The 14728-nt window shown below is 40.3% G+C and carries 15 protein-coding genes; all 15 read right to left on the reverse strand.

What is annotated here, in order from left to right; all coding sequences use genetic code 11:
- Positions 1 to 289 precede the first annotated feature (289 nt).
- The 15 genes from aroA to spoIVA all read right to left on the reverse strand — a co-directional run bounded on the left by aroA (position 290) and on the right by spoIVA (position 14509).
- On the reverse strand, positions 290 to 1576 hold the full coding sequence (aroA, locus tag ACIQXU_RS00150) for a 3-phosphoshikimate 1-carboxyvinyltransferase (protein WP_402869157.1): 1287 nt from the start codon (positions 1574 to 1576) through the stop codon (positions 290 to 292).
- A gap of 26 nt (positions 1577 to 1602) precedes the next feature.
- Positions 1603 to 2706, reverse strand: coding sequence for a prephenate dehydrogenase (locus ACIQXU_RS00155; protein WP_402986073.1), 1104 nt, complete (start codon positions 2704 to 2706; stop codon positions 1603 to 1605).
- Between the two features lie 42 nt (positions 2707 to 2748).
- Positions 2749 to 3861 (reverse strand): histidinol-phosphate transaminase, encoded by a 1113-nt coding sequence (hisC, locus tag ACIQXU_RS00160; protein WP_402869160.1) that lies wholly within the window; start codon positions 3859 to 3861, stop codon positions 2749 to 2751.
- 49 nt (positions 3862 to 3910) lie between these two features.
- Entirely contained in the window at positions 3911 to 4303 is a 393-nt protein-coding gene (aroH, locus tag ACIQXU_RS00165; RefSeq protein WP_402869162.1) for a chorismate mutase, read from the reverse strand.
- A gap of 22 nt (positions 4304 to 4325) precedes the next feature.
- Entirely contained in the window at positions 4326 to 5405 is a 1080-nt protein-coding gene (aroB, locus tag ACIQXU_RS00170; protein WP_402986076.1) for a 3-dehydroquinate synthase, read from the reverse strand.
- Positions 5406 to 5407: 2 nt separating this feature from the next.
- Positions 5408 to 6580 (reverse strand): chorismate synthase, encoded by a 1173-nt coding sequence (gene aroC, locus ACIQXU_RS00175; RefSeq protein WP_402869166.1) that lies wholly within the window; start codon positions 6578 to 6580, stop codon positions 5408 to 5410.
- 287 nt (positions 6581 to 6867) lie between these two features.
- Positions 6868 to 7641 carry a CheR family methyltransferase gene (locus ACIQXU_RS00180; protein WP_402986078.1) on the reverse strand — a complete coding sequence of 258 codons (774 nt, stop codon included), beginning with the start codon at positions 7639 to 7641 and terminating at the stop codon, positions 6868 to 6870.
- A 182-nt stretch (positions 7642 to 7823) separates the two neighbouring features.
- Positions 7824 to 8270 carry a nucleoside-diphosphate kinase gene (gene ndk, locus ACIQXU_RS00185; RefSeq protein ID WP_402869169.1) on the reverse strand — a complete coding sequence of 149 codons (447 nt, stop codon included), beginning with the start codon at positions 8268 to 8270 and terminating at the stop codon, positions 7824 to 7826.
- A gap of 96 nt (positions 8271 to 8366) precedes the next feature.
- Positions 8367 to 9329 (reverse strand): heptaprenyl diphosphate synthase component II, encoded by a 963-nt coding sequence (gene hepT, locus ACIQXU_RS00190; protein ID WP_402956690.1) that lies wholly within the window; start codon positions 9327 to 9329, stop codon positions 8367 to 8369.
- A 28-nt stretch (positions 9330 to 9357) separates the two neighbouring features.
- Positions 9358 to 10074 carry a demethylmenaquinone methyltransferase gene (locus ACIQXU_RS00195; RefSeq protein WP_402869172.1) on the reverse strand — a complete coding sequence of 239 codons (717 nt, stop codon included), beginning with the start codon at positions 10072 to 10074 and terminating at the stop codon, positions 9358 to 9360.
- 3 nt (positions 10075 to 10077) lie between these two features.
- Entirely contained in the window at positions 10078 to 10902 is an 825-nt protein-coding gene (locus ACIQXU_RS00200; protein ID WP_402986081.1) for a heptaprenyl diphosphate synthase component 1, read from the reverse strand.
- Positions 10903 to 11140: 238 nt separating this feature from the next.
- Positions 11141 to 11386 (reverse strand): trp RNA-binding attenuation protein MtrB, encoded by a 246-nt coding sequence (gene mtrB / locus ACIQXU_RS00205; protein ID WP_402986084.1) that lies wholly within the window; start codon positions 11384 to 11386, stop codon positions 11141 to 11143.
- 21 nt (positions 11387 to 11407) lie between these two features.
- On the reverse strand, positions 11408 to 11974 hold the full coding sequence (gene folE / locus ACIQXU_RS00210; protein WP_402869176.1) for a GTP cyclohydrolase I FolE: 567 nt from the start codon (positions 11972 to 11974) through the stop codon (positions 11408 to 11410).
- 285 nt (positions 11975 to 12259) lie between these two features.
- A complete protein-coding gene (locus tag ACIQXU_RS00215) occupies positions 12260 to 12532 on the reverse strand; it encodes an HU family DNA-binding protein (RefSeq protein WP_318683240.1) in 273 nt (90 codons plus the stop codon).
- Between the two features lie 498 nt (positions 12533 to 13030).
- Positions 13031 to 14509: a stage IV sporulation protein A gene (gene spoIVA / locus ACIQXU_RS00220; protein WP_402869179.1), complete on the reverse strand. Its 1479-nt coding sequence runs from the start codon at positions 14507 to 14509 to the stop codon at positions 13031 to 13033.
- Between the last annotated feature and the right edge of the window lie 219 nt (positions 14510 to 14728).

A 14728-nucleotide genomic window follows, 5' to 3' on the forward strand; every position in this document is an offset into this window, starting at 1 on the left:
TGAAACGGATCGTGAAGATGTTTAGTAAAAACAGTAATATTTAGTTTACCATACTGCAGCCCGGTAATTCCATTGATGTAGTTCCCCCCATTCTTCATAAAAAAAGGTTACTATCTAATTCTCCATGGAAAGGAGAATCTCCTTTTTGATTAATCGGACCTTTATCATCAGTCCCCACCGTTATATTTCATAAAACGTTATTTTGACAACGCTTACAAAGGGATAGGAGCAAAAAACAAAAAAATAAAAAAAGTTTGCAGCACCAAAATATCTGCAAACTTTTTTCAATTCACTTAATCAAGTATGTTAAATGGTCAAAAAATTCCGGATACGAAACATCAATGGCTCCTGGGTCTTCCAGTTGAACATCCCCATTAGTAATTAATGCCGCTATTGCAAGCATCATTCCAATGCGGTGATCTCCATGGCTCGTGACCGTCCCTCCCTGAAGGGATTTACGCCCACTAATAATCAATCCATCTGCAGTCGGCGTTATATCCGCTCCCAGGATTTTAAGCTCATTGGCCACCGTGTCTATCCGGTTCGTCTCTTTTACCTTTAACTCACTAGCATCCTTGATTGTGGTAATACCTTCCGCTTGAGTGGCTAGGAGAGCAATGACCGGAATCTCGTCAATTAAACGAGGAATCAAATCACCACTGATCGTCGTCCCTTTTAATTGGGAACTCCGTACAGTAACGTCTCCTGCGGGTTCACCTTCTCCAGAATGTAAATCGACCGTTATATCCGCTCCCATTGCCTTCATCACTTCAATAATGCCTGTTCTTGTGGGATTAAGGCCTACGTTTTTCAAAACAACTTCACTATTTTTTGTAATCGCTGCAGCTACCATAAAGAATGCAGCCGAAGAAATATCGCCAGGCACATGTATAGTAGTTCCTTTGAACAACTGATTGCCACTTACTTTAATCGTTTGACCGTCTTTTTCAATTTTTCCACCAAATTGTTGGATCATCCGTTCAGTATGGTCTCGTGTCGCTTCCGGCTCCACGATGATCGTTTCTCCTTCAGCTTGTAGCCCCGCAAGGATAATAGCAGATTTGACCTGGGCACTAGCTACAGGCAATTGATAGCGAACCCCTTGTAATTGCCCTCCCCTTATGGAAAGGGGCGTGTATTCGCCGTCTTTACGTCCGTCTATGAGCGCTCCCATCTCACGGAGGGGATTCACCACTCTTGTCATCGGCCGTTTAGCAATGGAGGAATCACCAGCGAGGACTGCAGAAAAGTCTTGTCCAGCCAAGATACCTAGCATCAATCGAATCGTAGTTCCAGAATTTCCGACATCCAGGACTTCACGAGGCTCAGTCAACCCATTGAATCCTTTCCCCTCTATACGGACTAGCTGACCCTCTTGTTCTATGCTCACGCCAAGCTGCTTGAAACAGGAGATTGTACTTAAGCAATCCGCACCAGGTAAAAAATTAGTAACCTCCGTAACCCCTTCAGCTAGCGCTCCAAACATAATAGATCGATGGGAGATAGACTTATCCCCCGGTACAGCGATCGTTCCACGCAAAGATTGAATGTTCGTTGGCAACCTTTTTGTCTTCATACAACCATCCTTCACCATGTATTATTTTATGCCAGAATCGTTTCATAATCAGTATGCCTCGCCACACAATCAGCAGCTTTAATACGGTCTTCCTCTGTCTGGAAGCTGATTACTAGTACGCCATATATTTCTTCCCTTGTTTCGATGATTCGTATATTCGTTATACTGATTCCTTCCTGTGCCAAATAACCAGTAATCTCTGAAATGACCCCTGAGTAATCTGGTATATCAACATATAAATCATAAAACGCCGGAATGGCACCTTTCATATTGCTCGGTAAGTCATCCCTATATACCTTGGCATCAGTAAAGAAACGAAAAATTTCTTCGCTATCTTCATTGGCTACAAGTTCTTTGATATATTCCATTTCCCTTAACCAATCATTCATCAACACTAATAGCACTTCACGGTTATGTAATAAAATATCACGCCACATTTCGGGATTACTGGAAGCTATTCTAGTAATATCACGAAAGCCTCCTGCAGCAAGCCTTGAAATCAGCTCATTCTCCTGACTGTATGCTTCCGCCTGTTTGACAAGGCCTGAGGCGATGATATGTGGAAAATGACTGATCACTCCTGTAATTCTGTCGTGGGTATCAGGTGAGACTACCAAAAAATTAGCTCTTGTGCCACTTAACCATTGTTTTAACTGCTCTATTCTTTCTTCCTCGACATGTTCCTCTGGAGTAAGTAAATAGAACGCGTGCTCAAATAAGTGCAATTTGGCTGCCCCCGCTCCACTCTTGTGGGAACCAGCCATTGGATGGCCCCCTATGAAGGTGTAACCTCTATTGATCAAGCTGCTGGCCGCATTCACAACGGTTGTTTTCGTACTTGCAGCATCCGATATGATGACATCCCTTTTTAAGTCCAGATGAGCTAATTCCGCTAAAGTCCGGACCGTTTCATTGACGGGGACCGCCATTAAGATTAAATCGGCATCACAGGCGCCAGCTTCAAGAGAAGATACGGAATCATCAATGATTCCTAATAAGGTGGCTAGTTGTAAATTCTTTTCGTTTAAATCATAACCAATAATTACAGCGTCAGGATGAGCATGGCGGATAGCCATGGCCAACGATCCACCAATTAGTCCGAGGCCAATTACGAAAACCTTTCCTTTCACTCTTCTCTCCCCCGCTCCTTTAGTCCTCTAACCTAGATGAAATTAATGTATTGAATTAGAAGGCAAACTTACTTCAGTCAAGAATGATTTAATAGCACGAATCATTCCTTCATTTTCCTCCGTCGACCCAATCGTCACACGGACGCTATTTGGGAAACCGAATGACTTACCTGATCTTGCGATATATCCCCGCTCCAATAAAAACTGAAATACTGCATCAGCGTCATGATTGAAATGAATGAAAATAAAATTACCCTGAGATGGATAATATGAGAGATTTTCCGATTCACAAAACTCATAATACTGTTGTAGACCTTTTTGGTTTTCCGTCCTACATTTTTCTATGAAGGCCTGGTCCTCTAATGCCACGACGGCAATCTTTTGTCCGAATGTATTCACATTGAATGGTTCACGCGATGGATCAAGCTTCTGGATAATGTCTTCATCAGCCAATCCGTATCCAACTCTAAAGCTGGCAAGACCGTATATTTTTGAAAATGTTCGAAGTATAATCAGATTCTTATATTTATTGATCCATTGATTGGTTCTCGGATAATCCTCAGCCACTGCATATTCACTATAGGCTTCATCTAAAACAACAAGTACATCTTCCGGAACCTTTTCAAGGAATGCAATTAAATCAGGTTCGGGAATGTATTTTCCTGTCGGATTATTAGGTGTACAGATCCAAATAACAGATGTGTTTTCATCAATAGCATTAAGCATACCTTCTAGGTCATGAGCTCCGTCAATGTGCGGCACTTCTCTAATTTCCGCCCCTTCAAGGGTGGCATTATGTCGATACTGTGAAAAAGTCCCCGTAGCCATAACAGTGTTTTTTCCCGCTCCAAGCAAACTCCTTGATATTATTTGAATATTCTCATCTGATCCATTCCCAAAAATAAGTTGTGTCTCTTTAACACCTGTATGTATAGCAACGGCCTCTCTAAGCGAGGTTGCATATCCGTCAGGGTAAATAGCGAAAGAATGGCTTGCATTTTTTATGCTATCTTTAACTTTTTCGGAACACCCAAACGGATTTTCATTTGAAGCAAGTTTCACTATTTTTTCAAGACCATACATTTTCTTCACTTCATCGGTTGATTTTCCCGGTTGATAAGATTTCAAGGAAAGGACCGCTTCATTCCATTTCATATCATTCACCCCTATTTTCACTACTTTAAAGCATCAAAGTGTACAAATATTATACCATATCTTTTTTCTTGAATTCTAATTTTTTAGTTAAATCCGGCCTCAAAACAGTGGCACCCGCTTGATATACATGCTCAATATCTCTCTGCGATTTCGTCGTCTCTACATGAAGCATCACTCTTATACAGGAAGGCAAAGAATTTATCACAGGAATTTCTTGCATACAAGTGACCGGTACATATGTCCACCCTTCAAATTTCCTGAGGGCTTTGGCAGGGAAGACGGAGCGTATATCATCCGTTGCAGAAAAAAATACGGAGGCAACCATTTCAGGTTCAATATCGTTTTTTCGAATAATTTCTTCCAACAGTAGTTCAACAGCAGAAATCACTTCTGATTCTGTGTCATTTTCTACGGTTGTTGCGCCCCTTATTCCTCTAATCACACACGATTCCCCCATTCTTCAATCACATTAAATCAGTCATTTCTTCTAACAGTAGCGAATCTTCCATATCCATTAACACAGGAGAACCCAATTGTTTTAGCAAGACAAATGTAGCACCGCCATGGACGGACTTTTTATCAGTTTTCATCAAATGGAGCAATACTTCTTTTTCAAGCTGATGAGGTATAGTTGTTTGATAACCTAAAGAGGAAACCCATTGTATGAACTCGTTAAGGTTAAAATCCAGATCCTGTTTCTTCTGACTTAATTTCAGGGCGTAGACCATTCCTATTAAAATGGATTCACCATGAGTAAAGTTACCATATCCCATAGAGCCTTCAATAGCATGACCAAGTGTATGACCAAAATTTAAATAGGCACGGATACCCGTTTCTTTTTCGTCCTTTTCTACGATGGATGCTTTTATGCTTATCCCTTTTGTAATCATGATTAGAAATTGCTCATCCGTTACATTGGTGAGATCCACAATATTCAACCTTAACCATCGGTAAAAGTCTTCATCAGCAATCAAGGAATGCTTAATTACTTCGGCAAAACCCGAACGTAACTCTTGTAATGGAAGCGTATGTAAAAATTCAAGGTCATAAAAGACCGCTTCAGGCTGGTGAAAGGCACCAACCATATTTTTTCCTAGTGGATGGTTGATGGCAACCTTGCCACCAACAGCACTATCATGCGCAAGTAAAGTCGTCGGGATCTGGATAAACGGGATTCCCCTCATAAAAGTGGCCGCAACAAATCCAGCTAGGTCGCCGACTGCACCACCGCCAAGAGCAATAATCATTGACTTCCGATTAAGTCGTTGGGATAAGGCGTAGCTTTGGCACTCGTAAAATACGTCAAATGTCTTAGCATGCTCCCCTTCCGGAACAACATGGTGCAACACCGGTTTTCCCGTCTTAATTAAAGCGCTTTTGACTGTCTGTAAATGCAATTCTGCTACTTTTTCATCCGTAATGATTAAAATCTTGCTTACATGACTATATTCATTGGAAATGAAATCGGATAATTCATGAATCGCATTCTTGCCTATTACAACCGGGTATTGCTTGGAAGCCGTTTTAATTTGTATGGATTCCATCGTTAAAACTCCTTTACTTCTTCCCGATAAGAATTTATGTATTCTTCCAATCGATCAAAGCGGTCTGAAGGAAATTGTTCCACGATTGCCGTCGCAAGTTCCCAGGCCACTACTGCCTCGGCAACCACGGCTGCAGCTGGCACAGCACAGCTATCAGAGCGCTCCACACTTGCTTCAAATACTTCCTTAGTATCGATATCAACGCTTTTCAACGGTTTATATAATGTCGGAATTGGCTTCATGACACCACGTACAACAATCGGCATACCAGTCGTCATCCCGCCTTCAAAACCACCCAGGCGATTCGTTTTCCGATAGTAGCCCTTATCCTTGTCCCAAGCTATCTCATCATGAACATCACTACCGAATCGATGAGCCGCTTCGAATCCTATACCTATCTCGACACCTTTAAAAGCGTTAATGCTCATAATTGCCGCTGCAAGCTTAGCATCGAGTTTACGGTCATAATGAACATAGCTTCCAACGCCCACTGGCATTCCTTCAACAATGACTTCCACAACGCCGCCGATTGAATCTCCCTTTTGTTTAGCATCATCAATGGCATCCTTCATTTGTTGCTCGACATTCTTATCAAAACATCTGACTGAAGATTCTTCCGTCACATGCTGTAACTGCTGAATCGACTCATATTGAGGAGGATCAGCCTTTATACCACCGATTTCAAGTACATGTGATGCCACTTCAATTCCTAACAAAGCCAGTAATTTTTTAGCTACTGCACCTGCTGCCACACGCACGGTCGTTTCGCGGGCCGATGAGCGCTCCAAAACGTTCCGTAAATCACGATGACCGTATTTAATGCCACCATTCAAGTCTGCATGACCTGGACGTGGACGCGTAATTTTGCGTTTGATCTCTTCAGCTTCTTCCTCTGATAGACCTTCACTTCCCATGATCTTGGTCCAATGCTTCCAATCGTCATTCTCGACTACCAATGCGATCGGTGATCCCAACGTGTAACCATGTCTGATTCCAGAAGATATGAAGGCTTGATCCTTTTCAATCTGCATTCTTCTTCCTCGGCCATGCCCTTTTTGCCGGCGACCCAAATCTTTGTTAATATCCTCATTTGTAATTGGCATACCCGCTGGTAAACCTTCAATAATAGTAGTTAGCTGCGGACCATGTGATTCTCCCGCTGTTAAATATCTCATTTTCCTGCCCCCTTTTAGCACTTTAAAGGATTTATGTATCAATATAACACAATTTTATGAAAAGTGGGAATACAGTTAAAGCAAAATCAATATTTCTTTATATTTCAACACTTTTCTTTTATTATTTTACATGTTCTCAAACAATTTCGATATAGTTTAATCTTTCCCAAGCTAACATTTCACCCCCATCTTCTCTCTCAGCTTACCAAAAATGGCCCTTTAGTCCAATAACGTATATAGAAAAGAGAACTGAATGTTCCATTCAGCCCTCTATACCGTAAATCTATTTACTTTTTCTTATAAAAGAATGTGTCTATGGTTTCAAATTCATATTTTCCCGGATTAAAAATCTGTTCTGTACTCCCCACAAAAAAGACACCACCACTTTTCAAAGATGCACTGAATTTATCATATAAAAGACACTTTGCGTCTTCAGTAAAATAAATCAAGACATTTCGACAGACGACTAAGTCAAAACCCTGTTCAAATCGATCTGCAAGTAGATTATGTTTCTTAAAGGTGACTGTTCGCTTAATTTCATCTTCAACACGATAAAAATCATCTTCTTTTTTAAAGTGCTTGTTCTTTATATCATCTGGCACTTCATTCAAAGAACGCTCAGGATACACCCCCATTTTACCCCGGGCAATTACGTTTTCATCTAAATCCGTTGCCAATATTTCAATTTGGCTTAATGGAACAAGATTCGATAAAATCATCGCAATTGTATATGGCTCTTCACCGGTTGAACAGGCAGCACTCCATATTTTTAATTTTTTTTTGCTGGCTAAGAGGGAAGGCAGGACTTTTTTCTCTAAAACTTCCCATCTCTTCGCATTCCGATAAAATTCCGAAACATTAATCGTCATTCTGTCTAAAAACTCATTTAATACTTTAGAATTGGACTGAATGTCTTTAAAATATTCCCGGAATGATCGATACCCTCTTTTCTCATACAGAGAGGTGAGACGACGTTTCATTTGCCCTTCCTTGTACAATGACAAATCAATGCCTGTCAACACTTTAATATTGCGAATAAACTCTTCATATTCTTGAGGCATTGCTGTGACTCCCCCGAACTTATTGATTTATGTCGTTCTTCTCTTTATATCGGAGTGGGCTTGGGATTCTTTAAATAATAATTCCGCTTTACGCCTTTAATTTCAATAACTGCAAAGATACAAAAAAAGCGGGTCTGTCGAATCATTCGACAAAACCCGCTTTTATATTCTTACCTACCTAATTAGTAAACCCATTCGTTAGCGATTTTTGAATACTCAACTAGTTCTTCTTCTTTGAAGAATAAACCAATTTCACGTGCAGCGCTTTCAGCTGAGTCTGATCCGTGAATGATGTTTTTGCCTACAGTAACTGCGAAGTCGCCACGAATTGTAGCTGCTGCAGCATCTTTAGGATTAGTAGCACCCATCATTTGACGAGCAGTTGCAATTACGTTTTCACCTTCCCAAACCATTGCGAAAACAGGGCCAGAAGTGATGAAGTCCACTAATTCGCCGAAGAAAGGACGTTCTTTGTGCTCTCCGTAATGTTGCTCAGCTAATTCCTGAGAGATAACCATTAATTTTGCTCCAGCTAATAGGAAGCCTTTCTTTTCGAAACGAGAAACGATTTCACCGATTAAATTACGTTGAACGCCGTCAGGCTTTACCATTAAAAATGTTTTTTCCATAATTGTCACTCCTAATATGTATCATAGTTATTTGCCTTTATAAGGCAATCCTTTTAGAATACTACCATGGTTTGTCCAGTTTCGCAACTGCAAGCTTTAAAACTTCCTTTTTCCGATGTTTTTTGCTATATCAGATAATGTCTTCCTCGCCTTAATGGCGGGAAGTCCTTTCAATTCCGAGAAAGCCTTTTCTAAATAAAGGTCACTTATCTTAGCCGCTTGTTCAATGGCACCTGAAGACTTGATAGCTGTAATGATTTTCGATAAATCTTCTTTGGACATATCTTCCCTAACCGTTTCGATTAGCTTTTTAAGCATTGGGTCTTCCATTGCAATCAAAACGGGTAAGGTGATGTTTCCCTGTATCAAATCACTGCCTGCCGGCTTACCCAATTCTTCTTCAGATGCAGTGAAGTCCAGGATATCATCTGTTATTTGATAAGACATGCCAACATAATAACCAAATCTAAATAACTTTTGATGGATTTTTTCATCAACACCGGCAGCAATCGCCCCGAGCTGGCAGCTTGAAGCTATGAGTAACGCTGTTTTTCTCTTTATCCTTCGAAGATAAATTCGCCAGTTTTGATTGAAATTGTATTTATCCTTAATTTGCTCTATTTCCCCGAGGCACAATTCGACCATGGTATCCGCGAGAATCTTATGTGCAAGCGGGGTCTCAATCACTGCCATCATTTCCAGTGCTCTTGCAAAAATGAAGTCGCCGGTATACATGGCAACACGATTGTCCCATTTCGATTTAATAGTGGCAGACCCTCTGCGTAAATCCGCATCATCTACAACATCATCATGTACGAGTGAAGCCGTGTGTATCAGTTCCAATGTCGCTGCAACATGCTTGACTACATGGATATCATAATCGCCAAACTTCGCCCCTAAAAGGACGAATACCGGGCGAATACGTTTTCCACCTGATTGCAGTAAATGTAGTGAAGCTTCCCGCAAAACCGTGGAATCCGCTATAATTGCCGCTTCTAATTCTTTTTCAATTAATTGCAAATCTGTATTCAAGAAGGAATACATCATTCTATATTTCATAAATTCCACCCAGCTTTGTCCATTGCTTTTATGCTTTATTTAAAGGCTTATATCCGAAATGTGTTGCAGCAACGCCACCAAAATGCGCTTTATAACTCACTTTTTCCATGCCTGCCTGCTTAAACATACTTTCAAGTTTTTTCATACCCGGGAAATCGCGTGCAGATTCCTGAAGCCAAGAATATTCATTATAGCTTTTAGCGAACAACTTGCCGAAAACCGGCATGATAAAACGAAAATAAAAATAATAGCCCTGTTTAAAACCTAGCATCGTTGGCTGCGAAGTATCGAGACAAACGACCATTCCCCCAGGCTTTACCACTCGGTTTAATTCTTTAAGGACTTGCATGTAATCTGGCACATTCCGAAGGCCAAAGCCAATCGTTACGTAATCAAAGCTATTATCATCAAAAGGGAGTTCCATTGCATTACCATGCATAAGAGAAACATGATCCAATTTAAGATCTTTGACTTTTTGTTCGCCAATTTTCAGCATGTTCTTACTGAAATCCAACCCTATTACTTTTCCTTCCGGTCCGACTTCATTAGCGAGCGCAATGGTCCAATCCGCCGTTCCACAGCATACATCGAGTGCATGGGCGCCCTTTGGGACTTTCATGATATCCATGGTCGCCTTTCGCCATTTTAGATGCTGCTTAAAGCTGATGAGGGAATTCATCTTGTCATAATTTCCGTATATCTTTTCAAAAACATGATGAACTTTTTGCTCTTTAGACTGTTCCATGGCTCAACCTTCTTTCACACATGAATTCGCTTGATTCTTTGTTTGCTTAAGTATCTCGCTCACTCTTTGTAAGATTTCTTCATTTTTTTTTGTTACATTCCGAGAGGAAAGTTCTACAGCTTTACTTACATCTCTTAGACATCTATCTATTTCAATCTTTACTCGTTCTTCTTTTTCTGATGAATGGACGTCATTACGCTTACCTTCATCGATGATATTTCTCATGTTATCAAAGACAATCGATTGGCCAGTAAGCAAATAGTTTGTCTTTTCAGTCTGCAGTCGATTTAAAAGAAGCAGGTCTTCCGAAATCTCCATCCAATCAGGTCGTTTATAATATTCGGCCATTTTATAAACAAGCGAGGATTCGATTGCCTTTAGAGTATTTAGAAGTGTAGGAAGATCGCTTATGCATTTTTGATAAAGAATAATTTTATTATCGTTGATTTTCTTTATCGCACTTGAAAGTACGCGGATCATCTCAATGTTTCCGATACTCGCTAGCCCCTGATAATACAGGCCGCTGTAGTAATCACCTGCAAGGACTTGTAATTGCCGATTTTTCAAAACCTGAGGCGTTTCCGGCCCATCGAATGAATTAGAGACGATTTCATGTGTATCAAGAGCAATTTGAACGAGCATGGTCGATTCAATGTATTGATTCCGCTCTTCGTTTAAAACGTCCAGATCATTAAACAAGCCCCAAAGTAATATTAATTTATTTTCATCAACTAATGGCTTTTGGATATATTTAAGTAAATAAGGATGTTGAGCCTTTGTTTCTATCGTTTGTTTTAATTGTCTTAAGTCATTCGTTATGTTTAACAATTGAGATCACCTTTGCATCCCCGAAAGATAATTTTTTCATACATATTCGTTTCTTATCTGTGTAAAATACACATTATTATACCATAAAAACAATCAGTTGAAATGAACAACGTTTATAAAATGATACATCCCTGAATGGGAAGGAGTATCTTTTATTCTTTCTAACCAACTGGATGCAGAAGTTTTCTTAAATAAATGTGTGAAATAGGTGAGGAATAACCTTTTAGGTGAGAATCATTTACTTAACGGTTGAATTCTTTTTTGACTCACTTTCCATTTCACCGTAGGGAGTGTAAATCTTTGCATGTCCTCTTATTTTTATGGCCGATGTATGCTCCGTGAATTGAGCAATCATCACTTCCCCTGAGTCAAGCTTCTCAGAATGATGAAACTTGGTATCGGTCCCTCTTGTCAACCCAATCACGTTTACGCTATCTTCAATGGCTTTAATGACTACAAAATCACTTGAGAATTTTTCGTCCATTTCTATTCTCCCCCTATATCCTTAGTCTTTAATGAATGCCAATACTTCGGCCCGAGTACGATGGTCCTTTGCAAAAGACCCTCTAACCGCTGAGGTCACTGTTTTAGACCCTGGTTTTTTCACGCCCCGCATGGTCATACACATATGTTCAGCCTCTACTACAACCATCACACCATGTGGCTCCAGCTTCTCCATAATCGCATTTGCGACGGTCGATGTTATGCGTTCTTGCAATTGTGGTCGTTTTGAAACCGCCTCGACAGCTCTGGCTAACTTACTCAAGCCTGTCACTTTTCCGTTTTTAGGGATGTAAGCGACATGGGCTTTCCCGTAAAAAGGCACTAAATGATGCTCACAAACCGAGTAAAAAGGAATATCCTTCACAAGAACAAGCTCTTCATGATCTTCACCAAAAACCGTATCGAAATATTCTTTTGGATCCTGATTCAGCCCTGAAAATATTTCTTCATACATTCTAGCCACGCGCGCTGGAGTATCTAGTAACCCTTCTCTCCCAGGATCTTCCCCAACTGCCTCAAGAAGCATCTTCACCGCTTCTTCTATTTTTGCATGGTCGACATTTGCCATTCCCTTACCCCCTATTTAAATTGAACTAATATGTATTAGAAAAAAACACAAGACAAAACGCCTGGCATTTAATGTTCTTTCATCAAAAGGCCTTTTAACCAGTATAAAGATCAATAAATAATTCATGTACCATTCATTGCATTCATTGATACTTATTATTATATTATCTTTTCTTCAGTATTCACTGCCTTTTATAATAGCATAGATAGAAATTAAGAAGCAAAAAAAGACCGCGTATGCACGCGGCCCTTTTTGTCGGTTAAGCACCCGTATGTAATGGTAAAATTACTTCACTGCATCTTTCAGTGCTTTACCAGGTTTGAAAGCTGGCACTTTGCTAGCTGCAATTTCGATTTCGTCACCAGTTTGTGGGTTACGACCTTTACGAGCCGCACGTTCACGAACTTCAAAGTTACCAAAACCGATCAATTGTACTTTATCTCCAGATTTTAGAGCTTCTAAGATTGTATCAAAAACAGCATCAACAGCTTTTGTAGCGTCTTTCTTAGAAATTTCAGTTGCTGTAACAACTTCATTAATTAATTCTGTTTTGTTCATGCCATTCACCTCCTCCCAAAAGGATCTTTATAAAAAATCATTATTACAACACGATAATAGTGATTTGATATTTAATTCAATGGGAACTTTTCCTACTGCTAACCATGTGTAACCTATCTTGAATAATTTTTCAAAAGGACACATCAGCTAAGTTAAAAATAGGTTGAAACCGCTGTTATAACGCGTTTTCTGTATGTAGATTATCACAAATCCTATTCGCTTAGCAAGGGAATTCAAAAAATAATGGGAATCTTTTCATAAAAAATTGTATAATTTATAAATTTTGTCTCCCGCTAATCATCATTTCCCTTTTTTATAGAAAGTAAACTCCTAATCCCACTGAAAATCGCATAACACTAGGGTTTTTAGAGATTCCATTAAAAACTTACTAAAAAAACGTATCGGTCAGATTCTTTTTACCCTTATAAGGACTGATGTAATCCTAACAATAAAAAGACCAATCCCACGAACGGAATTGGTCCCATTTAATATGGTTCCTTATAAAATGATCGCTATTAAACCACCACTACCTTCATTGATGATTCTTTCAAGCGTCTCCTTCAACTTATACCGAGCATTATCTGGCATCATGGCTAGTTTCACCTGAATTCCTTCTCTAACATATGAGCTTAGGCTTCGGCCAAAGATATCGGAATTCCAAATGGAGAGTGGATTATCTTCGAAATCCTGCATTAAATACCTGACTAATTCTTCACTCTGCTTCTCCGTACCAATGATCGGTGAAAACTCTGATTCGACATCTACCTTTATCATATGAATAGATGGGGCAACCGCCTTTAACCTGACCCCGAACCTGGCTCCCTGACGAATGATTTCCGGCTCATCCAAGCTCATATCGTTCAAAGATGGAGCCGCTACACCATATCCGGTTTGCTTAACCATCCTTAAAGCATCTGCTACTTGATCATATTCGGCCTTGGCATATGCAAAGTCCTGCATAAGGGATAGGAGGTGATCCTTGCCACGTATCTCGACACCGACAATTTCCTTCAGGATATCGTCGTAGAGTTCATCTGGGGCATATAAGTCGATTTCAGCCACACCCTGCCCCATTTCTATCCCCGCGAGTGCAGCATGGTCAATAAATTCAAACTCATTGAAATGCCCGACTACCCGGTCAACATCCCTTAGACGTTTGATGTCTTTTACAGTCTCTTTGACCGCTTCCTGATAGCTTTCCCTTAACCAATGGTCTTCTCGGAGGACCATTACCCAACTCGGAAGATTGACGTTGACTTCAAGAACCGGAAACTCATAGAGAGCTTCACGAAGCACACTGTATACATCCGATTCGCGCATCCCTTCCACACTCATCGCCAATACAGGGATATCGTACTTTTCCTGTAAAGAATCCCTCAGTGCCACCGTATTTGGATGATGGGGTTGCACGGAATTAATGACGATAATAAACGGCTTTCCAACCTCTTTCAATTCTTCGATGACCCTTTCCTCGGCCTCTAAATAATCACTGCGGGGAATTTCACCAATTGTCCCGTCTGTTGTAACCACAATCCCTAAAGTCGAGTGATCCTGGATTACCTTCCGTGTACCAATTTCTGCTGCTTCATTGAAAGGGATCGGTTCTTCGTACCATGGAGTATGAATCATACGGGGCCCATTTTCATCTTCATACCCTTTGGCCCCAGGTATTGTATACCCTACACAATCGACTAATCGAATATTCACTTCTAGACCTTCCGCTACCTGAATGGAGGCTGCCTGGTTAGGCACGAACTTAGGTTCAGTCGTCATGATTGTTCTTCCCGCTGCACTTTGCGGCAGTTCATCTTGAGCTCTTGCTCGGTCTGCTTCTGACGGTATATTCGGAATAACAACAAGTTCCATGAATTTTTTTATAAATGTGGATTTCCCTGTCCTGACAGCTCCAACTACACCTAAATATATGTCTCCACCGGTTCTTTCAGCAATATCTTTAAAAATATCTACCTTTTCCAAGGTATCCCCTCCCGAATTAGCGTTTTGGGATCACGATTATCCATTTACTCATGTTTAGGACACTATATGTCTATGATGTTGTCCGAAAAATTTATTCCGATTATTCCCGTACCCATACCTTCCTCCACCAACAGATTTTATATAAGGGTTTTTATTTTAAAAGTAAGATAAAATGAAGATAAAGAAATAACCCTTCCCCTACAATATATTTTGTAGAAG

Source organism: Peribacillus sp. NPDC097284, assembly GCF_044761765.1.
Lineage (GTDB): Bacteria > Bacillota > Bacilli > Bacillales > DSM-1321 > Peribacillus.